This is a genomic window from Streptomyces uncialis (genome assembly GCF_036250755.1).
GTDB classification, from domain to species: Bacteria; Actinomycetota; Actinomycetes; order Streptomycetales; family Streptomycetaceae; genus Streptomyces; species Streptomyces uncialis.
This window is the reverse complement of sequence record NZ_CP109583.1, coordinates 7556190-7576093: the sequence shown is the minus strand read 5'-3', so window position 1 is coordinate 7576093 and position 19904 is coordinate 7556190. Positions and strand designations below refer to the sequence as shown.

Annotated in this window: 16 protein-coding genes and 2 pseudogenes; 5 read left to right on the top strand and 13 right to left on the bottom strand. The window is 73.5% G+C overall.

Annotation, left to right across the window (positions count from 1 at the left end):
* Nucleotides 1–119: 119 nt before the first annotated feature.
* Complete coding sequence (locus tag OG711_RS31710; RefSeq protein WP_329561945.1) at nt 120–1568, bottom strand: aminotransferase-like domain-containing protein; 1449 nt, start codon at nt 1566–1568, stop codon at nt 120–122.
* Here OG711_RS31710 and OG711_RS31705 point away from each other — a divergent pair.
* Together OG711_RS31705 and OG711_RS31700 are read left to right on the top strand one after the other, a co-directional pair.
* The gene (locus tag OG711_RS31705; protein ID WP_329561943.1) at nt 1567–2538 is read left to right on the top strand and encodes a DMT family transporter; all 972 of its coding nucleotides are present in this window, start codon (nt 1567–1569) and stop codon (nt 2536–2538) included. The two genes, OG711_RS31710 and OG711_RS31705, sit on opposite strands and share 2 nt — an antisense overlap.
* Nucleotides 2539–2669: 131 nt before the next feature.
* Nucleotides 2670–2870 (top strand): DUF1918 domain-containing protein, encoded by a 201-nt coding sequence (locus OG711_RS31700; protein ID WP_266513433.1) that lies wholly within the window; start codon nt 2670–2672, stop codon nt 2868–2870.
* A gap of 7 nt (nt 2871–2877) precedes the next feature.
* Here OG711_RS31700 and OG711_RS31695 read toward each other — a convergent pair whose 3' ends face one another.
* Nucleotides 2878–4131, bottom strand: a complete 1254-nt coding sequence (locus OG711_RS31695; RefSeq protein WP_329561940.1) for a glycoside hydrolase family 10 protein — start codon at nt 4129–4131, stop codon at nt 2878–2880.
* A 159-nt stretch (nt 4132–4290) separates the two neighbouring features.
* Here OG711_RS31695 and OG711_RS31690 point away from each other — a divergent pair, with 159 nt between their 5' ends.
* Complete coding sequence (locus tag OG711_RS31690) at nt 4291–5187, top strand: 3-hydroxybutyryl-CoA dehydrogenase (RefSeq protein ID WP_073792390.1); 897 nt, start codon at nt 4291–4293, stop codon at nt 5185–5187.
* 163 nt (nt 5188–5350) lie between these two features.
* Here the strand turns inward: OG711_RS31690 and OG711_RS31685 are convergent.
* The 9 genes and pseudogenes from OG711_RS31685 to infC form a co-directional block, all read right to left on the bottom strand.
* Nucleotides 5351–5572 (bottom strand): annotated as a pseudogene (locus OG711_RS31685) (NUDIX hydrolase); the annotation flags it as partial.
* Nucleotides 5573–6525: 953 nt separating this feature from the next.
* Complete coding sequence (locus OG711_RS31680; protein WP_329561938.1) at nt 6526–7611, bottom strand: PP2C family protein-serine/threonine phosphatase; 1086 nt, start codon at nt 7609–7611, stop codon at nt 6526–6528.
* Nucleotides 7612–7841: 230 nt separating this feature from the next.
* Nucleotides 7842–10370 carry a phenylalanine--tRNA ligase subunit beta gene (pheT, locus tag OG711_RS31675; RefSeq protein WP_329561936.1) on the bottom strand — a complete coding sequence of 843 codons (2529 nt, stop codon included), beginning with the start codon at nt 10368–10370 and terminating at the stop codon, nt 7842–7844.
* Complete coding sequence (pheS, locus tag OG711_RS31670; RefSeq protein ID WP_099283749.1) at nt 10370–11503, bottom strand: phenylalanine--tRNA ligase subunit alpha; 1134 nt, start codon at nt 11501–11503, stop codon at nt 10370–10372. The genes pheT and pheS overlap by 1 nt, the downstream gene beginning before the upstream one ends.
* A 235-nt stretch (nt 11504–11738) precedes the next feature.
* Entirely contained in the window at nt 11739–12896 is a 1158-nt protein-coding gene (locus OG711_RS31665) for a sensor histidine kinase (RefSeq protein ID WP_073792199.1), read from the bottom strand.
* 327 nt (nt 12897–13223) lie between these two features.
* Nucleotides 13224–14069, bottom strand: a complete 846-nt coding sequence (locus tag OG711_RS31660) for a TrmH family RNA methyltransferase (RefSeq protein ID WP_073792200.1) — start codon at nt 14067–14069, stop codon at nt 13224–13226.
* 485 nt (nt 14070–14554) lie between these two features.
* The gene (gene rplT / locus OG711_RS31655; protein ID WP_073792201.1) at nt 14555–14941 is read right to left on the bottom strand and encodes a 50S ribosomal protein L20; all 387 of its coding nucleotides are present in this window, start codon (nt 14939–14941) and stop codon (nt 14555–14557) included.
* Nucleotides 14942–15045: 104 nt separating this feature from the next.
* Nucleotides 15046–15240, bottom strand: coding sequence for a 50S ribosomal protein L35 (rpmI, locus tag OG711_RS31650; RefSeq protein WP_019065473.1), 195 nt, complete (start codon nt 15238–15240; stop codon nt 15046–15048).
* A 108-nt stretch (nt 15241–15348) separates the two neighbouring features.
* Nucleotides 15349–16059, bottom strand: coding sequence for a translation initiation factor IF-3 (gene infC, locus OG711_RS31645; RefSeq protein WP_073792392.1), 711 nt, complete (start codon nt 16057–16059; stop codon nt 15349–15351).
* Between the two features lie 378 nt (nt 16060–16437).
* Between infC and OG711_RS31640 the strand changes: the two genes are divergently transcribed.
* Nucleotides 16438–16824: a DUF1844 domain-containing protein gene (locus OG711_RS31640; protein WP_073792202.1), complete on the top strand. Its 387-nt coding sequence runs from the start codon at nt 16438–16440 to the stop codon at nt 16822–16824.
* Nucleotides 16825–16906: 82 nt separating this feature from the next.
* On the opposite strand, the gene OG711_RS31635 is transcribed toward OG711_RS31640, so the two are convergent.
* Both OG711_RS31635 and OG711_RS31630 read right to left on the bottom strand, forming a co-directional pair.
* A complete protein-coding gene (locus tag OG711_RS31635) occupies nt 16907–17638 on the bottom strand; it encodes an SseB family protein (protein ID WP_329564183.1) in 732 nt (243 codons plus the stop codon).
* A 261-nt stretch (nt 17639–17899) separates the two neighbouring features.
* A pseudogene (locus OG711_RS31630) lies at nt 17900–18665 on the bottom strand (SAM-dependent methyltransferase).
* 210 nt (nt 18666–18875) lie between these two features.
* Here OG711_RS31630 and OG711_RS31625 point away from each other — a divergent pair.
* Nucleotides 18876–19832: a serine hydrolase gene (locus OG711_RS31625; protein WP_329561930.1), complete on the top strand. Its 957-nt coding sequence runs from the start codon at nt 18876–18878 to the stop codon at nt 19830–19832.
* The last annotated feature ends 72 nt before the right edge of the window (nt 19833–19904 follow it).

Sequence of the window (19904 nt, the reverse complement as noted above, 5' to 3'; positions counted from 1 at the left end):
GGCGCCGCGCCCGCGATACGGACGGCGGCCTCCCCAACTCCCCCACCCACCAAGGGAATGACTCCGGGAGAGTGTCCCCAGGGCATGCCCACGAGAATGCGCGCCACGACCGGCGGCATTCAGGAGCGGAACTCCTCCCACGCGGCGCGCAACCGCCGCACACCCTCCGTGATCTCCGCCAGATCCGCGACCGCGGCGAAACTGATCCGCACATGCGGGGCGGGGGGTTCGGCGCAGAAGTAGGGCCGCCCCGGAGCGAGCGCGACCCCGTGCGCCAACGCCCCGGCCACGAGCGCGTTCTCGTCGGTGCCGTCGGGCAGCCGCAGCCAGAGCTGATAGCCGCCGGCGGGCAGGTGCGGGGCGGCGATCCCCGGCAGCGCGAGCCTCAGCGCGTGGCGCATCCGCTCGCGCCGGGCCCCCAGTTCGACGGCGACCGCTCGCAGATGGCGGGGCCAGGCGGGCGAGCCGACGAGTTCGAGGGTGGCCTCCTGGAGGGGCCGCGGTACGAAGAAGGTGTCGACGACCTGGATGGCGCGCAGCCGTTCCAGCACGGGCCCCCGGGCAGCCAGCGCGCTGACCCGGAAGCTGGGTGAGGTGGCCTTGGTCAGCGAGCCGACATGGACGACGACCCCGTCCGGGTCGTCGGCCGCGAGCGGCGGGGGCAGCGGCCCGCAGTCCTGGTGCGCCAGCCGCCGTACGAAGTCGTCCTCGATCACGAAGGCCCCGGCATCGCGGGCGATCCGCAGGATCTCCGGGCGGCGTTCGGCGGACAGTACGGCGCCGGTCGGGTTCTGGAAGAGCGGCTGGCAGACGAGGACCCGGGCGCCGGTGGCCCGGAACGCGTCGGCGAGCAGCGCGGGGCGCACCCCGTCCGTGTCGACGGGGACGGGGACCGGCCGCAGCCCGGCCGCGCGGGCGATGGCCAGCATGCCGGGGTAGGTCGGTGACTCCACCAGGACCGGGGCGCCGGGCGGGGCGAGCGCGCGCAGGGCGGTGGTGAGCGCGGACTGGCCGCCGGAGGTGATCAGCACCTCGGCGGCGGTCATGGACCCGCCGATCCCGCGCGCGAACCATTCGCGCAGCTCGGGCAGTCCGTCCACGGGCGGACGGCCCCAGGCCCCGGGGCGGCGTCCGGCCCGCGCGAGGGCGTCGGCCATCGCCCGCTCGGGCTGGAGGGAGGGATGGAGGTAGCCGCCGTTGAACTCGACCACCCCGGCGGGAGGCGCGGCGAGGGTGACGAGGACCCCGGAGGCGTCGACCGAGCGGGGTACGGCGTCGGCGGTGGCGTCGGCGCTGAGCGCGAGTTCCTGCCAGGAGGTGTCCCCGGCGGGGGTGTCCCGGCCGGCGGTACGGGGGTCGGGTCCGGCGCGGAAGGCCCCGGCGCCGGGCCGGGTCGTCACAAGCCCTTCGGCGGCGAGCCGGGCCAGCGCCCGGGAGACGGTCACCGGACTGATCCGGTAGCGCTCGACCAGGGCCCTGCTGGACGGCAGCTTCTCACCCGGGGAGTAGCGCTTCACCTCGTCACGGAGGCGATTCACCAGTTCATCGGCGCTGCTACGCTCATACATGAGAGCTCAAGATAGCGCTACTTCGGCTGGGACGATAGCGGTGCACGCTCCGGTCGGCGAGGTGACGGCCTCCGGGGCGACCGGGGACGCCGGGGGGACCCGCTCCCCCGGGTCCCGGCGCGGTGGCACCCTGCTCGCGGCCCTCGGCGTGCTCGCCTTCTCGCTCACCTTCCCGGCGACCGCGTGGGGGCTGGAAGGGTTCGGCCCCTGGTCGTTGGTGACGGTGCGCAGCGTGCTGGCGGCCGTGATCGCGGGCGGCTGTCTGCTGCTGACCCGGGCGCCGGTACCGGCGCGACGGCACTGGCCGGGTCTCGCGGTGGTCGCCGCGGGCACCGTACTCGGCTTCCCGTTGCTCACCACGCTGGCCCTGGAGACCTCCAGTACCGCGCACGCCGCGGTGGTCGTCGGGCTGCTGCCGCTGACGACGGCGGTCTTCGCGGCGCTGCGCACGGGTGCCCGCCCGTCGCGCGCGTTCTGGGCCGCCGCGGGCGCGGGGGCGGCGGCCGTGGCCGTGTTCACCTTCGGACGCGGCGGGGGCGCCCTGACGACCGCCGATCTGTATCTGTTCGGCGCGCTGCTGATCTGCGCCGCCGGGTACACCGAGGGCGGCAGACTCGCGCGGATCATGCCCGGCCGGGAGGTCATCTCCTGGGCCCTGGTGATGTGTCTGCCGCTGGCCGTCCCGGGGGCGCTGGTCGCGCTGTCCCGGGAGCCGGTGGCGCTCACCGCGCACGGGGTCGCCGGGCTGCTGTGGGTCGCGGTCGGTTCGCAGTTCCTCGGGCTCGTGGTCTGGTACCGGGGAATGGCGGTGATCGGGGTGCCCCGGGCCAGTCAGCTCCAGCTCGCCCAGCCGCTGCTCACCCTGGTGTGGTCGGTGTTCCTGCTCGGCGAGCGTCTCCCGGTGGCCGCGCCGGTGACCGCCGTGGCGGTGCTGGTCTGTATCGCGGTGACCCAGCGGGCCCGGACCTGACGGCGCCGTCCGGCCCCCGGTCGTAGACTTGGCGGGTAGGGAACGGATCGTCGGCCGGGCGGCCCCGCATGGACGGTACGCCGGGTCCCCCGGGTGCGGCGCGCGCCCGGGCAGGACGAGGAGGGCCCGTCATGGAAGCAGTCAAGGGCGACCGGTTGCTGGTGCACGGCAGGACCGTCGGCCGGCGCGACAAGGTCGCGGAGATCGTCGAGGTCATGGGCGACGCGGGCACCCCGCCGTACCGCGTCCGCCACGAGAACGGTCATGAGTCGGTGATGGCGCCCGGTCCGGACTGTGTGGTCCGGCACCGGGACCCCGCCGCGCCACGGTGACCGCGCGTCAGCCCCGGACCCGCGTGGGGTAGTGGTCCGCGACGACCCTGGCCATGGCGCCACTCGGGTCGTCGCGGACCTCGCGGCCCGAGAAGAAGACATGCCCGTCCACCCTCGGATGCTTCTTCTTCGCCAGGGTGAGATGACGGGACAGTTCGGCGGGGTCCTGCCAGGGCGCGGGCTGCGCCGGGTCGCCCGACTTGTACAGCGCCTCCCCGATGTAGAGGTCGGTGTCCGTCCCCTCGGCCACCCCGGCCCACCAGGACATCAGCCGGGCGTAGTCGGCGGCCTCGAAGCCGATGTGCCAGTAGAGCTGCGGGCAGATGTAGTCGATCCAGCCCTCCCGTACCCAGGTCCGGGTGTCCGCGTACAGATCGTCGTACGTCTGGACGCCCGCGCGGGTGTCGGAGCCGCGGGGGTCGGTGGCCGCGTTGCGCCAGACACCGAACGGGCTGATGCCGAGCCGGACCCCCGGCCGCAGCTCCCGCAGACGCGCGGCGGTCTCCCGGACCAGCAGATCCGTGTTGTGGCGGCGCCAGGCGGCCCGGTCGGGGAAGCCGTCGCCGTGCTCGGCGTACGCGGCGTCGTCGTCGAAGTCCTCGCCCGCGACGGGGTACGGGTAGAAGTAGTCGTCCCAGTGGAGGGCGTCGACGGGATAGCGGCGGACCGCGTCCAGCATCGCGTCCCGGACGAACGCCCTGACCTCCGGCAGCCCCGGGTTGTAGTACAGCTTGCCGCCGTACGGGACGACCCAGCCGGGATTGCGGCGCGCCGGATGCGAGGCGGCGAGCCGGGCGGGGTCGGTGTGATGCGCGACACGGTACGGATTGCACCAGGCGTGCAGCTCGAGCCCCCGGTCATGGGCCTCCGCGACGGCGGTGCCCAGCGGGTCCCAGCCGGGGTCACGGCCCTGCGTACCGGTCAGGTACTGCGACCAGGGCTCATGGGTCGAGGGCCACAGCGCGTCGGCGGTGGGACGGACCTGGAGGATCACGGCGGTGAGCCGCCGCTCGACGGCCAGGTCCAGCCAGCCCAGCAGCTCGTCACGCTGCCGGGCGGCGGACAGTCCCGCCTTGGAGGGCCAGTCCCGGTTGGTGACGCTGGCCACCCACATGCCCCGGATCGCGTGGCCGTCCCGCGCGGGCCCGGCCGGGTGCGGCCGGGCGGTGGCGGTGGCGGGCTGGTGGTCACCGGCGATCGTCAGCCCGGCGAGCAGCGTCATCGAGCCCACCGTGAAACCCCTGCGATTCAGATGCCCCATGCGATCATCCCGTTCCTTCCGTTCTTCCGCGCCGCCGTCGTCCACGCCGGTCCGGCCGTCCCTCCGGACAGAATGCCCGACCCGGCGGCCGGGTCCCGGTTCGTTCCGGAGTACCGTGCAGACGGAGGCAGGCGCCTGCTCCATACGGGGTCCTGTCGGATCGAAGTTCACGAAAGGGACGAAGTGACGGACACGCTGACCGACATCACACGCGTCGGAGTGGTGGGCTGCGGCCAGATGGGAGCGGGCATCGCCGAGGTCTGCGCCCGCGCGGGCCTGGATGTCAAGGTCGCCGAGACGACGGGCGAGGCACTGGAGTTCGGCCGCACCCGGCTGTTCAGCTCCCTGGCGAAGGCCGCCGAGCGGGGGAAGATCAGCGCGGAGGAGCGTGCCGCCACGGAGTCCCGCCTGGGGTTCACCACCGACCTCGGCGAGTTCGCCGACCGTGATCTCGTGATCGAGGCCGTGGTCGAGAACGAGCAGGTCAAGACGGAGATCTTCCAGGTGCTGGACCAGGTGGTGACCCGCCGGGACGCGATCCTGGCGTCGAACACCTCCTCCATCCCGCTGGTGAAGCTGGCCGTCGCCACCTCCCGGCCGGACCAGGTCATCGGCATCCACTTCTTCAACCCGGCGCCCGTGCAGCGGCTGGTCGAGCTGATCCCGGCGCTCACGACCTCCGAGGCGACGATCAGCCGCGCCCAGCTGATGGTCGAGAAGGCGCTCGGCAAGCACGCGATCCGGGCGCAGGACCGCTCCGGCTTCGTGGTGAACGCGCTGCTCATCCCGTACCTCCTGTCGGCGGTGCGGATGTTCGAGTCCGGCATCGCCAGCCGTGAGGACATCGACAACGGCATGGAGCTGGGCTGCGCCCACCCGATGGGCCCGCTGAGGCTCGCGGACCTGATCGGGCTGGACACGGTCGCGTCGGTCGCGGACTCGATGTACGCCGAGTTCAAGGAGCCCCTGTACGCGGCGCCGCCGCTGCTCCAGCGGATGGTCGACGCGGGGCGGCTGGGCCGTAAGTCGGGGTCGGGCTTCTACCCCTACGGCTGACGGTTCCGCGGCCGGTGGTTCCGCCGCCGACCGCTCGGCGCGTGCTCGCGGGTTTCGGGCCGCCGCTCCCTGTACGGGGGCGGCGGCCCGTTCTGCCGGACCCGGACCGTGACGGCGCGGTGCCCGGCGGGACGTGCGGGGGCGGTCGGGGGTGCCACGGCGGTCAGCGGGACACGGTGTCCTGGCCGAGCCGCAGATGGTGCAGGAGCAGCAGGGCCGCGGCCATGTTCGCCGCCGGGACCTCGCCGCGGGCCACCAGATCGGGGACGAGTTTCAGCGGCACCCGCTCACGGCGGTCCGACTCGAAGTCGTCCACGGGATGGCCGGTGTACGTGGCCTCCTCGGTCCAGTAGACGTGGTGCACGGCGTCGGTGAGGCCGTTGGACACTCGTCCCTGTGCGGGTCGCCTTCGCTTGCGCCTCCAGGTCTCCCCACCTGAACGTACCTTCGCCCGTGCGGGCCGGACGGGGGTGCGCAGTTCCCCGCACCCCTGGGCAACCGCACCCGAGCCCACTCGTCCCTGTGCGGGTCGCCTTCGCCTGCGGCACCAGGTCTCCCCACCTGAACGTACCTTCGCCCGTGCGGGCCGGACGGGAGTGCGCAGTTCCCCGCGCCCCTGGGTAACCGCACCCGAGCCCACTCGTCCCTGAGCGGGTCGCCTTCGCCTGCGGCACCAGGTCTCCCCACCTGAACGCACCTTCGCCCGTGCGGGCCGGACGGGAGTGCGCAGTTCCCCGCACCCCTGGGCAACCGCACCTGAGCCCACTCGTCCCTGTGCAGGTCGCCTTCGCCTGCGGCACCAGGTCTCCCCACCTCAACGCACCTTCGCCCCTGCGGGCCGGACGGGAGTGCGCAGTTCCCCGCACCCCTGAAGGGGCGCCCAACTGGGGCTGTCCTCCGTCTGCGGGCTGTCAGCAACCGTGGCCGGGGTTCAAACCACTCTCCTCGCGCGGTCGCGCTGCTGCCGAAGGGGGTGGGCGGGAATCTCTGCTCGCAGACTCCGATGCTCTTCAGTAGGGCAACGACACGTCGTACCGAGCGTGTCGGATCGAGGACGGAGAATCCCGACCGGCACCGACCCGAAGAACAGACAGAACGCGCCCCAAAGGGGCGCGGGGAACTGCGCAAAACCCACCGAACGACGGCACAGGAACAAGCGCGCCCACCCGGACAGACCTAGGAAGCGCAAGCGAAGACGACCCGGCCCTGGCGGAGCTAAACGCGGCTGAGCATGGCCAGCCGGTCCACCCGGCCCCGGTCGTGCGCCGGGGTGTCCACCGCAGCCTCGGCGTGCTCGGCGGCCGACCGGACCGCGTGGCCGGACGGGTGCCCGTCCGTTCAGACGACCCGGTGCGCGGGCCGGGGCAGGTAGGTGCCCCGGCCCGCGCGGGTGCGGCCGCGGTCGTTGCGGAGCACCAGGACCGCCGCGTCGTCGGTGGGCAGTCCCCGGGTGTGCCGCAGCAGTTGGCGGAAGACGGCGCGGATCACGGCGTCGGGCGCCAGGGGGTCGGAGCGGATGGCCTCGATCAGGGCGATCTCCAGCGGGAAGAACCTGCCGCGGGCGTCCCGGGCATCCGCGACCCCGTCGGTGTGCAGGAACAGCGCCTCCCCGGGCAGCAGCGGCCCGCAGGGCACCAGCGCCGGTTCGGCGGGCAGCGGGAAGGGGCCGAGCGGCGGCAGCGGGTCGGCCTCGGTGACGGGGAAGGCCCGGCCCCGTACACCCCGGGGGCCGCTCAGCGACCGCAGCCGGTAGGGCCAGGGATGGCCGCAGTTGAGGGCGACGATGCCACCGTCGGCGCGGATCTCCACCAGCAGCAGTGTCACGAACTCCTCGGCGACGGGGCTGTCCGACCCCGGGTCGCCGCCGGGCCGCTCGCAGCGCGCGCGTTCCCCCAGATGACGGGCGAGCGCACGGTCCAGCCGGCGCAGGACCCCGGCGAGTTCGGATTCGTCGTGGCCCGCCTCGCGGAAGCTGCCGAGCACGGCGGCGACCGTGGAGAGCGCCGCGAGTCCATGGCCCCGGACATCGCCCATGACGATCCGCACCCCGTGCTCGGTGGCGAGGACGTCGTACAGATCGCCGCCCACGGACGCGCCCCGCTCGGCGGAGAGCTGACCGCCCGCGAGGGCGAGCCCGGCGACCCGGGGCGGCAGGGGCCGCAGCAGGACGTTCTGCGCGGCGGCGGCGACCTTGCGTATCTGGCGGACCTCGCGCAGCAGGGCGTACCGCACATGGACGACGAGCCCGGTGCCCACGGCGAAGAACACGGCGCCGGTGACGAGCCGGGCCCCGAAGCCCGCGTCATGGGCCAGCGGACAGACGAGCTTGTACGTGATCGCGACCGCGCCCCACAGCATGGGCAGGCCCAGCGCCCGCGCGGAGGACCGGAGCCACGGGGGAACCCCGGCCTTGATACGGATCATGCCGACGGCCCCCTTGTAGCCTCTGCCGCGCGCGGCCGACCCTTACGGGCCGGATCGATTCTCGCGACCGGGTGCCCCGGCTGGATGCGATCGGCCGGACTTGCCACCCGAACGAGTGAGGCCGGTGCCGCGCCACGCCGAAGGGGCGCGTCCGGAACTCCGGACGCGCCCCTCATCAGGCGTTTCGCGGCGGCGGGCGGCCTGTTCGCCGGGCCCGCGCGCCGGGCGGGTCAGGCGCCGCGCAGCACCGCGCCCGCCGCCTCGGCCGCGTGCGCGACGGCCGCGTCACGGGCCGCCGACGCCTCCTCGACGGTCAGCGTGCGGTCGGCCGCCCGGAACCGCAGCGCGTACGCGAGGGACTTCTTGCCCGCGCCGAGCTGGTCGCCGGTGTAGACGTCGAACAGCCGCACGTCCTCCAGCAGCGGTCCGGCGCCCAGCCGGAGCTGGTGCTCCACGAAAGCGGCCGGGACCTCGTCGTCCACGACGAGCGCGACATCCTGGGTGGCCACCGGGAAGGTGGAGATCCGGGGCGCCTGGAGCACCCTTTCGCCCGCCTGCTGGAGGACGTCCAGGTTCAGTTCCGTCGCGCAGGTGCGGGCGGGCAGGCCGAACGCCTTGACCACCCGGGGGTGCAGCTCACCGGCGTGCCCGATCAGGGTCTTGACCCCGTCGGCCACGACGTAAAGCGCGGCGCAGCGGCCCGGGTGCCAGGGCCCGTACCGGCCGCTCTCGACGGCGAGCTCGACGCCCGCCTCCCGGGCGACGGTGCGCGCGGCCTCGACGGCGTCGGCCCAGTCGGCCGGACGGCCCTTGCCCCACCAGCCGGCCTGTTCGCGGGCGCCCGCGAGGACGACGGCGACATGCCGGGGCTGGACGGGCAGCGCCGATGTCAGCGACACGATCTGCTCGTCGGTGGGGCGGTGGTCCACCGGGAGGCGGTCCGCGGTGTGCTGCTCGGCGCGGGGGTGGAAGACCAGCCCGGTCTCGAACAGCGCGAGGTCGTGGCTGCCGCGTCCGTCGTTGCGGCGCAGCGCGGCGAGCAGGCCCGGCAGCAGCGTCGTACGGAGCGCGGGCTCCTCGTCGGACAGCGGGTTGACGAGGGTGACGACCTGGCGGTCCGGGTCGTCGGCGGTGAGTCCGAGCTGGTCGAGGGCGCGCTCCCCGAGGAAGGGGTAGTTGAGCGCCTCGACGTATCCGGCCCCGGCGAGCGCCCGGCCGACGCGGCGGTGCAGCCGCTGGCGGTCGGTGAGCCCGCGGCCCGCGGGGGGCCGCGGCAGGGTGGAGGGCAGGTTCTCGTAGCCCTCCAGCCGGATGACCTCCTCGGCGAGGTCGTTGGGGTCGGTGAGGTCGGGCCGCCAGGTCGGGACGGTGACGATCAGCTCGTCCTGCCCGTAGACGTCGCAGCCGACCTCCTGGAGGCGGCGGACGACCGTCTCCCGGCCGTAGGTCACGCCCGCGACCTGGTCGGGGTGGTCGGCGGAGATCCGGATGGTGTGCGGGGCGTCCGGGCCGATGAACTCGGTGACGCCCGCGTCGGCGCTGCCGCCCGCGAGGAGGATCAGCAGATCGACGGTGCGCTGCGCGGCGGCGGAGGCGGCGAGCGGGTCGACGCCGCGTTCGAAGCGCCGGGACGCCTCGGACGACAGCTTGTGCCGCCGGGCGGCCCGCGCGACGGTCACGGGGTCGAAGTGGGCGGCCTCGACGACGACCTCGGTGGTGCCGGTGACCTCACCGGTGGACGGGTCGGTGACCGGGTCGGCGATCTCGGTGTGGGCGCCGCCCATGACGCCCGCGAGGCCGATGGGGCCGCGGTCGTCGGTGATCACCAGGTCCTCGGCGTCGAGGACCCGCTGGACGCCGTCGAGGGTGGTCAGCTTCTCGCCGGGGGTGGCGCGGCGGACCCCGAGGGGGCCGTCGACCCGGCCGCGGTCGTAGGCGTGCAGCGGCTGGCCCAGCTCCAGCATCACGTAGTTGGTGATGTCGACGGCCAGCGAGATGGGGCGCATCCCGGCCTTCTGGAGGCGGCGGCTCAGCCAGATCGGGGACCGGGCCTCGGGGTCGAGTCCGGTGACCGTGCGGGCGGTGAAGCGGTCGCAGGCGCGGGGGTCGGTGACCTGGACCGGGTAGCCGTAGGCGTTGGGTCCGGGCACGTCGAGCAGCGCCGGGTCGCGCAGCGGCAGCCCGTAGGCGGTGGCCGTCTCCCTGGCCACCCCGCGCAGCGACAGGCAGTAGCCGCGGTCGGGGGTGACGGCGATGTCGAGGACCTCGTCGACGAGTTCGAGGAGCTCGATCGCGTCGGTGCCGACCTCGTGCTCGGGCGGGAGGACGATGATGCCCTTGGTGCCGTCGTCGCCCATGCCCAGCTCGTCGCTGGAGCAGATCATGCCGCGCGACACCCGGCCGTACGTCTCGCGCTCGGCGATCGCGAAGCCGCCGGGCAGCTCGGCGCCGGGCAGCACGACGACGACCTTGTCGCCGACGGCGAAGTTCCGGGCGCCGCAGACGATCTCCTGCGGGGCGCCGGTGCCGTTGGCGGTGCCGACGTCGACGGTGCAGAAGCGGATGGGCTTCTTGAAGCCCTCCAGCTCCTCGATGGTCAGGACACGGCCGACGACGAGGGGGCCCTTGAGGCCCGCGCCGAGCTGTTCGACGCTCTCGACCTCAAGGCCGGCGGAGACCAGCCTGGCCTGTACGTCACGGCCGGTCTCGGAGGCGGGGAGATCGACGTACTCCCGCAGCCAGGAAAGCGGGACCCGCATCAGATCTCCATCCCGAACGGCCGGGTGAACCGGACGTCACCCTCGACCATGTCTCGCATGTCCTCGACGTTGTGGCGGAACATCAGCATCCGCTCGATGCCGAACCCGAAGGCGAATCCGCTGTACTTCTCCGGGTCCACGCCGCAGGCGGTGAGCACCCGGGGGTTGACCATGCCGCAGCCGCCGAGCTCGATCCAGCCCTCGCTGCCGCAGGTGCGGCAGGGGCGGTCGGGGTTGCCGACGGACTCGCCGCGGCAGACGTAGCAGAGCATGTCCATCTCGGCGGACGGCTCGGTGAAGGGGAAGTAGTTCGGCCGCAGCCGGGTCTTCATGTCCGAGCCGAACAGCGACTGGACCATATGGTCCAGGGTGCCCTTGAGGTCGGCCATGGTCAGGCCCTCGTCGACGGCCAGCAGCTCGATCTGGTGGAAGACCGGGGTGTGCGTGGCGTCCAGCTCGTCGGTGCGGTAGACGCGGCCGGGGCACACCACGTACACGGGCAGCTCACGGGCGAGCAGCGCGCGGGCCTGCACGGGCGAGGTGTGGGTGCGCAGGACGATCCCGGAGGCGTCCTCCGCGGCGTCGGCGCCTTCGGGGCCGGCGACGAAGAACGTGTCCTGCATCTGCCGGGCGGGGTGGTCGGGCGTGAAGTTGAGCGCGTCGAAGTTGAACCACTCGGCCTCGGCCTCGGGGCCTTCGGCGATCTCGTAGCCCATGTCCACGAAGACGTCGGAGACGCGCTCCATGAGGGTCGTCAGCGGGTGCCGGGCGCCGGCCGGGACACGGTCGAAGGGCAGCGTGACATCGACCGCCTCCTCGACGAGCACCCGGGCGTCCCGCTCGGCCTCCAGTTCGGTCTGCCGCGCGGCGAACGCCTTGTTCACGGCTCCCCGGGCCTGGCCGACGCGCTTGCCCGCCTCGGCCTTGGCCTGCGGGGGGAGCGCGCCGATCTCGCGGTTGGCGAGCGCCAGCGGGGAGGTGCCGCCGCTGTGGGCGACCTTGGCCTCCTGGAGCTCGGCGAGGTCACCCGCGGCGGCGAAGGCGGCGAGCGCCTCGTCCCGCGCGCGCTCGATCTCTTGCGGTTTCAGTGCCTCGACCTCGACCGGGTCGTACGACTTGTTCGGTGCCGACATCTCTTCCCGTGCTTCCGATTGGCTGGCGGATGGTCCCCGTCCCGGCTCATGGACGCCTCGTCCCGCTGGGGCGACGTGTCGTCCCGGAAGTGGGGACGCAAAAGTGCCAGGGGCCGATTCTAACGGGGTCGGGAGGCGCGCCCGCGCCGTGGCCCGGTGGCCCCGGACGGGGCGGAGCGGCTTCCCTGGCCGCGGGCCGGTGCTCCCGGCCGCGGGTGGGGGCGCCCGTGGTTCCTCAGACCAGATAGGCCGGGGTCGCCACGGGCAGGGTAAATCGGAACCGCGCGCCGCCGTCGGGGCCGCGTCCGACGGTGATCGTGCCGCCGTGGGCCTCGACGATGCCCTTGACGATGTACAGGCCGAGCCCGGTGCCGCCGCGCTTGCTGCCCCGCCAGAAGCGGGTGAAGACACGGTTCATGGACTCCTCCGGGATGCCTGGCCCCTCGTCGCTGACCGTGACCGCGGTGCCGGTGATGCCCGGCTCGCGCGGACCCGGTGAGGGTTCCACCTCGATGGTGACGGTTCCCTCGCCGTGGCGCACCGCGTTTTCCAGGAGGTTGCTCAGGACCTGGTCGACCTTGTCGGGGTCGGCCCACAGGGCGGGCAGCGGCTGGCGCAGCCGGACCAGGAATCGGTCGACGGGCTGCCCGGCGGCCACATGGGCCTGGACATGGCGCCCTACGGCGGCGCCGATGTCGACCGGCTGGCGGCGCACCTCCAGGCGTCCGGAGTCGATCCGGGAGATGTCGAGGAGTTCCGCGATGAGCCGGGTGACGCGGTTGGCGTCGGCGTCGACGGTCTCCAGCATCAGCTTCTTCTGCTCGTCCGTGAAGCGTTCCCACTTGGCGAGCAGGGTCGCCGTGAACCCCTTGACGGAGGTCAGCGGGGAGCGCAGCTCATGGGCGACGGTCGCGATGAGTTCGGCGTGGCTGCGTTCGGTGCGGCGCCTGCCCTCGGTGTCCCGCAGGGAGACGACCACCCGCCGTACGGGGCCCTTGGGGGCGGTACGGACGTAGCGCGCGGTGACCATGACCTCACGGCCGCCGGGCAGCAGCAGGTTCCGCTCGGGCTGGCCGCCCCGGATGACGAGTCCGCCGTACGGGTCGGTGAGCCGCCACCAGCGGCGGCCCTCCAGGTCCTCCAGCGGGAGCGCGAGCTCCAGCGGGGCGCCGAGGGCGTCGGCGGGGCTGACGGCGGTGATCCGGGCGGCGGCGGCGTTGAAGCAGATGACCCGGCCGGTCTCGTCGGCGACGACGAGTCCGTCGGGCAGATCGTCCGCGGTGATCCCGAACGCGCCCGGTGCTTCCTCTACGCCCTGTGCGTCCTGGCAGGACGCGGCGGCCGGATCGCGCACGCCGTCCGCGTCCGCCGTGCCGCTGGTGCCGACAGCCATGTCCCCGTATCCCACCTCTCGAACTGGTGCAGTGGGCCCCCGAGTTCGTCACCCTACTAGCCCCCGGTCCCCTACTACCAGTCACCGGTGGCCTACAGGGATCTTGGGCGGCGCGGGACCGACGGGGGTGGTGCGGACGTGCGCCCCGGTGCGCGTGCCGGGCGCATGTGCCCCGGGGGCACGCGGGCGGACCCGGGTGCGCGGAGCGCGTACGGAGGCGGGTGCGGGTACGCGGGTCGGGTACGGGTGCGCGGAGCGGGTACGCGGATCGGGTACGGATATGGGCGGGTATGGGTGCGCGGGTCGGCGTGCCGGGGCGGCGGGTGCCTAGGCCCGGCAGCCGCCGGTGGTGCGCTGGGCGCGGGCCGAGGCGTAGAGGCAGACGGCGGCGGCCGTCGCGAGGTTCAGGCTCTCGGCCCTGCCGTGGATCGGGACGCGGACCACGGCGTCCGCGAGGCTGCGGGTCTCCTCGGGCAGGCCCCACGCCTCGTTGCCGAAGACCCAGGCGGTGGGTCCGCCCATGGTGCCCCGGTCGAGTTCCGTGTCAAGGTCGTCGTCACCCGCGCCGTCGGCGGCGACAATCCGTACGCCCGCCTCGCGCAGCCGGCCGACGGCCGTCTCGACGGGGACGCCTACCGCGACCGGCAGATGGAAGTGCGAGCCGACCGACGCGCGGACCGCCTTCGGGTTGTAGAGGTCCACCGACGCGTCGGTGAGGACCACGGCGTCGGCGCCGGCCGCGTCCGCGCAGCGCAGTACGGTGCCCGCGTTGCCCGGGTCGCGGACATGGGCGAGGACCGCGACGAGCCGGGGCCGGGCGGCGACGATCTCCTCGAAGGGGGTGTCGAGGAAGCGGCACACCCCCACGAGGCCCTGCGGGGTGACAGTGGTGGAGATCTCCGCGACGACGGTCTCGTCGGCGAGGTGGACGCGGGCGCCCGCGCGGTGGGCCGCCGCGAGGATGTCGGGGTAGCGGTCCGCGGCGTCCGGGGTGGTGAAGAGCTCCACGAGGGTCGGGGCGCCGCCCGTGCGGTGGGCCGCGGCCTCGCGTACGGCCTGGGGGCCCTCCGCGAGGAAGAGCCGCTCCTTGCCGCGGAAGTTGCGGCGGGCGAGGCGCTTGGCCGCGGAGACCCGCGGGGAGCGGGGAGAGATCAGCTCGGGGGCCGGGGTCATGGTTGCCTCTCCTCGGGGTCGGCGCGGGGGCTGCGCGGGGCTGCGGCGGGGGATGCTGCCCGGCTGGTGTGGTTCCCCGGGTGCGGAGGGTGCGTTTTTCGCGCAGTTCCCCGCGCCCCTGATCGGGGCCCCGGTGCTGCCTGGCTGGGGCTGATCGCCGGGTGCGGGTGGTGCGCTTTTGCGCAGTTCCCCGCGCCCCTGGACGGGGCCCGGTGCTGCCTGGCTGGGGCTGTTTCCCGGGTGCGGGTGCTGCGTTGTTTGCGCAGTTCCTCGCGCCCCTGGACGGGGCCCGGCGCTGCCTGGCTGGGGCTGGTTCCCGGGTGCGGGATAGGCCGAGGGGCGAGGAGCGGGCTTTCCGCTGGCGGTCGGGCGGGCAGCGCGGCGGCGGTGGACGGCCCGGGGGTGACAGGGCGGGGAACGGACGAACCCGTGGGCCTCGGAAGGTCCACGGGTCCGGACGTCACCACGGAAAGCGAGCGCAGCGATCAGGCGGCGGCGCGCGGCGCGTTCACATCGCTCGGCAGGGCCTTCTGCGCGGCCTCGACCAGCGCCGCGAAGGCGTTGGCGTCGTTGACGGCGAGCTCCGCGAGGATCTTGCGGTCGACCTCGATGTTCGCGGCCTTCAGCCCCTGGATGAAGCGGTTGTAGGTGATGCCGTTGGCACGGGCAGCGGCGTTGATCCGCTGGATCCAGAGCTGACGGAAGTCGCCCTTGCGCTTCTTGCGGTCGTTGTAGTTGTAAACGAGGGAGTGGGTGACCTGCTCCTTCGCCTTGCGGTACAGGCGCGAACGCTGCCCGCGGTAACCGCTGGCCTGCTCCAGGATCGCCCGGCGCTTCTTGTGGGCGTTGACTGCCCGCTTGACGCGTGCCACTTGTTAACTCCTTGTAGCGGGGCCGTGGTGGTCCTCACACGGCCCGGTATCGAATGGGTCCCGGTCCTGACGTCGTACGGCCCCGGTGTGCGGGGGCCGCGACATCACTTGCCGAGAAGCTTCTTGATCTTCTTGGCGTCGCCCGGAGCCATTTCGGCGTTGCCGGTGAGGCGACGCGTCACACGGGACGACTTGTGCTCAAGCAGGTGGCGCTTGCCGGCACGCTCGCGGAGCACCTTGCCGGAGCCGGTGATCTTGAAGCGCTTGCTGGCACCGCTGTGCGACTTGTTCTTCGGCATAGCGCCGTTCTCTCCTCGTCGGTGGCGCCCCGGTGCCCGGTCCGGGGACCGGGCACTGTGGAGCGTCCTGTGTTATCGATGGACATCCCCGGACACGAGGCCCAGGGATCACGCCTCGGCTGACGCCTCGGCCGGAGCCTCTTCCTCGGCGGCGGCCTCGGGAGCCTCGGGGGCCTCGTCGGCCTCGTCGGCGTCCAGGAGCTCTTCGCCGTCGGCCGAGGAGTGCTGCACACGGCCGGGCTGGAGGGCCTGGCGCTCGGCCTTGCGGGCGGCCTGGGCCTCACGGGCCTCGGCCATCGCCTCGGTCTTCTTCTTGTGCGGACCAAGAACCATGATCATGTTCCGGCCGTCCTGCTTCGGGTTGGACTCCACGAAGCCCAGGTCCGCGACATCCTCCGCGAGGCGCTGGAGCAGGCGGTAGCCGAGCTCCGGACGGGACTGCTCACGACCACGGAACATGATCGTGATCTTGACCTTGTCGCCCTGCTTGAGGAACCGTACGACGTGACCCTTCTTGGTGTCGTAGTCGTGCGGGTCGATCTTCGGCCGGAGCTTCATCTCCTTGATGACCGTGTGCGCCTGGTTCTTGCGCGCCTCACGGGCCTTCATGGCCGACTCGTACTTGAACTTCCCGTAGTCCATGAGCTTGCAGACCGGCGGACGGGCGGTCGCCGCGACCTCGACCAGGTCGAGGTCGTACTCCTGCGCAAGCTCCAGGGCCTTGGCAAGCGGAACAATTCCGACCTGCTCGCCACTGGGACCGACAAGTCGAACCTCGGGAACGCGAATCCGGTCGTTGATGCGGGGCTCGGCGCTGATGGATCCTCCTCGGTAGCACCACGCGACGGTCTGGCGGACAGCCGCGTAAAGTCTGTGTTCGTCCGACCTGACCGCGCCGGTACATGAAAAATGCCCCGGACGATCACGGGCGGGGCTCCTTGCATACCGGAACACCGCCGCGACACATCGCGGGGCGTGACTTCGGGCGTGCCATGTCTCTCGACATGACCGCCTGACCGGTGACCCGCCACTCCTAGGAGCGGCCAGGTGGGAGAGCGGAGCCTCCACTTGTGGGCCGGGCACGTGAATGCCCGACCGGTCGTTGCCCCAGATTAACAGTTCCGCGACGGCACGGCTAATTCGCGCCGCCGGGGCCTCACTCCCCTGCCGGACGGGACTGCGCCTATCGTGTGAGGCATGAGTGACGCCACCCCTGACAGCACGGCCGCAGCGGACAGCGACGGCGCGGCCCCCGACTTCGACACCCTGACCCGGGACATCGCCGATGTCCCGGCGGTCGAGGTGATCACGACGGTGGCGGTCCATCTGATGAGCGCCGCCGCGGTGAACCTCGGTCTCGCCGAGGACGGCTCGGACCACAAGGACCTGGACGAGGCCCGCAAGCTGATCCACGCGCTGGCCGGGCTGGTGGACGCGGGCGGCACGGAGATCAGCTCCTTCCACGCGGCTCCGCTGCGTGACGGTCTGAAGTCGCTCCAGCTCGCCTTCCGCGAGGCGTCCGTCGTCCCCGACCAGCCGGGCCAGGGGCCGGGCGAGAAGTACACGGGAGCGCTCTACGGCTAGATCCGCCCGCGCACGCAGGAACGTGGACGAAGGGCCCCGCCGTCCGGCGGGGCCCTTCGCGTTGTGCGGTGGGACAGGGCGGTCAGCCGCGGAGGTACAGGGGCCGGCCGGGCAGGGTGCTGCCCGGCGGCAGCAGGGCGAGGTCCAGGCCGTGGACGAGCCGGGCGCGCAGCGCCGGATCGGCGGCGAGGCGTTCGGCGACGGCCCGCATGGCCTCGGCGGGGACGGCCGCCGGGTCCAGGACGAGGGCGAGGATGCCGTCGGCGCGGCCCGGCCCCAGATACGCGCCGACCACATCGGGCTCGGCGGCGAGGACGGCTCGTACGGCGTCGGTGACCACCGGGTCGGCGAGCGGGTCGAGCGTGGTGCGGCCCTCCGCGAGGGCGAGCAGCGCGCGGCCGGTCAGCTCGTACGCGACGGGGCCCGCGAGGTCGATGACGATCGTGTCGGCCTTCTCGTGGACGGCGGCCTGGATCGCCTGTTCCAGCGGGACGGCGACGGGCCGGGCGGCCGGGTCCCAGCGGGTGAGCGCGTCGGTGGACGTGAAGGCGGGCAGGGCGGTGCGGCCCCGGGCCTTCAGGGTGGGCACCGCCATGTCGCTGGTCTTCTCGCGGCGCAGCCCGTTCGCGTCCTCCTCGACCTCGCCGAGCAGCGCGACCATCGGGACGAGGAGACGGGTGCCCTTGAGCGCTTCGAGAAGGGGTCCCTCGGCGGACCGGTCGGCGGCCCAGGCCGCGAGCGCGGCGCTCAGCACGGGGTCGGCGGAGCCGTCGTCGTCGGAGTAGCCGGGCTGGGGGATGTTCTTGTTCGCCACGGTGCCCGAGCCTATCGGCGCGCCGCGCGGCGGTGCGGTGGGGTCCCGGGGGTCGGAGCGGTGCGGAGCGGTGCGGAGCGGTGCGGAGCGGTGCGGAGCGGTGCGGAGCGGTGCGGAGCGGTGCGGAGCGGTGCGGTGGGTGGGTGGGTCCCGGTGCGGGCGGCTCACGCCGTGTGCGGTACCCGCACCGTCGGTGCCGGGTCCGGTCGGGTCGGGTCGGGTCGGGTCAGGTCAGGTCAGGTCAGGTCAGGTCAGGTCAGGTCAGTCCACGGGGACCAGGGTGAGGTAGGCCAGCCCGAGCACTCCCCGGTAGCCGTCGAGCCAGCTCGCGCGGTGCCGGTCGGCGCGGGCGCGGGTCTCGTCGGCCAGCGGGTGGTCACGGTGGGCGGCCAGCCACTCCTCGGTGTCGGAGAGGTATCCGGACTCGAACTCCTCCCATTCGCCGCTGTCGGCGCTCTCGATCCAGGCGGGCCGGAATCCCGCCTCGACGGCGAGAGCGACGAGCGCGGCGAGGTCGTGGTACTCGTCGGCGCGGGCGTCCGGCCACATCCCGGTCAGTTCGGCGGGGGTGGGGGCCCGCTGCCAGAAGCCCTCGCCGAGCAGGACCCGTCCCCCGGGCGCGACCCGCTCCCGCAGCGCGTGGAGCGCGGCGGCGGTGTGCTTGGGCGGCGTCTCGTCGCTGAGCGCGTGACTGGCCCCGAGGCACAGCACGAGGTCGGCGGGGCCGCGGGGTGTCCCGGCGGCGGACCCGACGACGAACTCGACGCGACCGGCCAGCCCCCGGGCCACGGCGTTCGCGCGTCCCCGGGCGATGTCCTCGGCGTTGAGATCGATCCCCAGGCCGGTGGCGCCCGGCGTCGCCTCAAGGACCCGGAGCATCAGTTCCCCCCCAGCCGCAGCCGATGTCCAGCACCGTCGCGGGGCCGGTCCGGGCGAGTCTGGTGACGATCCGCGCGGCCCTGGCCTCGGAGAGGGGGCCGTGGAAGGTGAGCCGGGTCAGGCGTGGGGGAAGATCGGTTCGGTCCATATGACGCCACGCTAGCCATCTCAAGGTGACATGGACACCGGGTTTCGGCTCCGCGCGGACGGCGGCCGGTCGGTGTCCAGACCGGTCGCGGTGGCGGTACCGGTGTCCCCGCTCCCGTGCCGACGTCCGATGGGAGGGCGCCGGGGATTCTCAGCGGAAGCTGAGGTTCGTCTCAGAGGTTCCCCAGTATGGGCACGGAGCATGCCCGGCATGTCGTGGTCCCGGGGTGTGGTGGTGGCGGTCTTCGTGGGGGTTCTTGTGCTGGTCGGCTGGGCGGGGAGCGGGTTCGTGGCGGTACGGGACGAGGGAGGCGCGGGGCGGGCCGGTGGGGGTCCGGCGGCCCGGACGGCCGGGGCGGGCACGCCGGACATGTCGCGGGCACCGGGCGCGGCCCGGGCGGAGGAGGCGGCCCGGGCGGAGGAGGCCGCCGCCGCACAGGCCGGGCGGCGGCTCGACCGGGCCATGGCCGGGGTGCGGGTGAGCGGCGGGGCGCGGTTCTCGGTGGCGGTGGTCCCGGTGGACGACGACGGGGCGCCCGTCGCGTACCGGGGGGCGTCGGTGTTCGTCACGGCGAGCGTCGTGAAGGTCGACGTACTGGCCGCGTTGCTGCTGGGGGCCCAGGACAAGGGGCGGCGGCTGACCGGTCGGGAACGGGAGCACGCGGCGGCGATGATCGGGCACAGCGACAACGCCTCGACGACCACGCTGTGGGAGGCGTTGGGCGGAGCGCCGGGGCTGGACGCGGCGAACGCGCGGTTCGGGCTGACCGGCACGACCGCGGGCACGGGTGGGCTGTGGGGGCTGACCCGGACGACGGCGGTGGACCGGATAGCGCTGCTGCGGGCGGTGTTCGTGGCGGGCGCGGACCCGGAGCTGAACGGGGAGTCACGCGGTTACGCCCGGGAGTTGATGGCCGGGGTGGTCGCCGGGCAGGACTGGGGGGTGTCGGCGGCGGGTGACGGGGAGCAGCCGGCGGCGCTGAAGAACGGCTGGCTGCCGCGTGGCACGACCGGGCTGTGGGTGATCAACAGCACGGGATGCGTCTCGGTGGACGGACGGCGCTATCTGCTGGCGGTGCTGTCGGACGGTCATACGTCGATGCACGAGGGGATCACGCTGGTGGAGCGGGTGTCGCGGGGGGCCGTGGGGGCGGTGGCCGGCCGGTGACGCCCGGGGTGCCGCTGGGGTGCGTGTACGCCCGGGGCCACCCGGGACGGTGAGGTGTCGCGTCGGGACGGT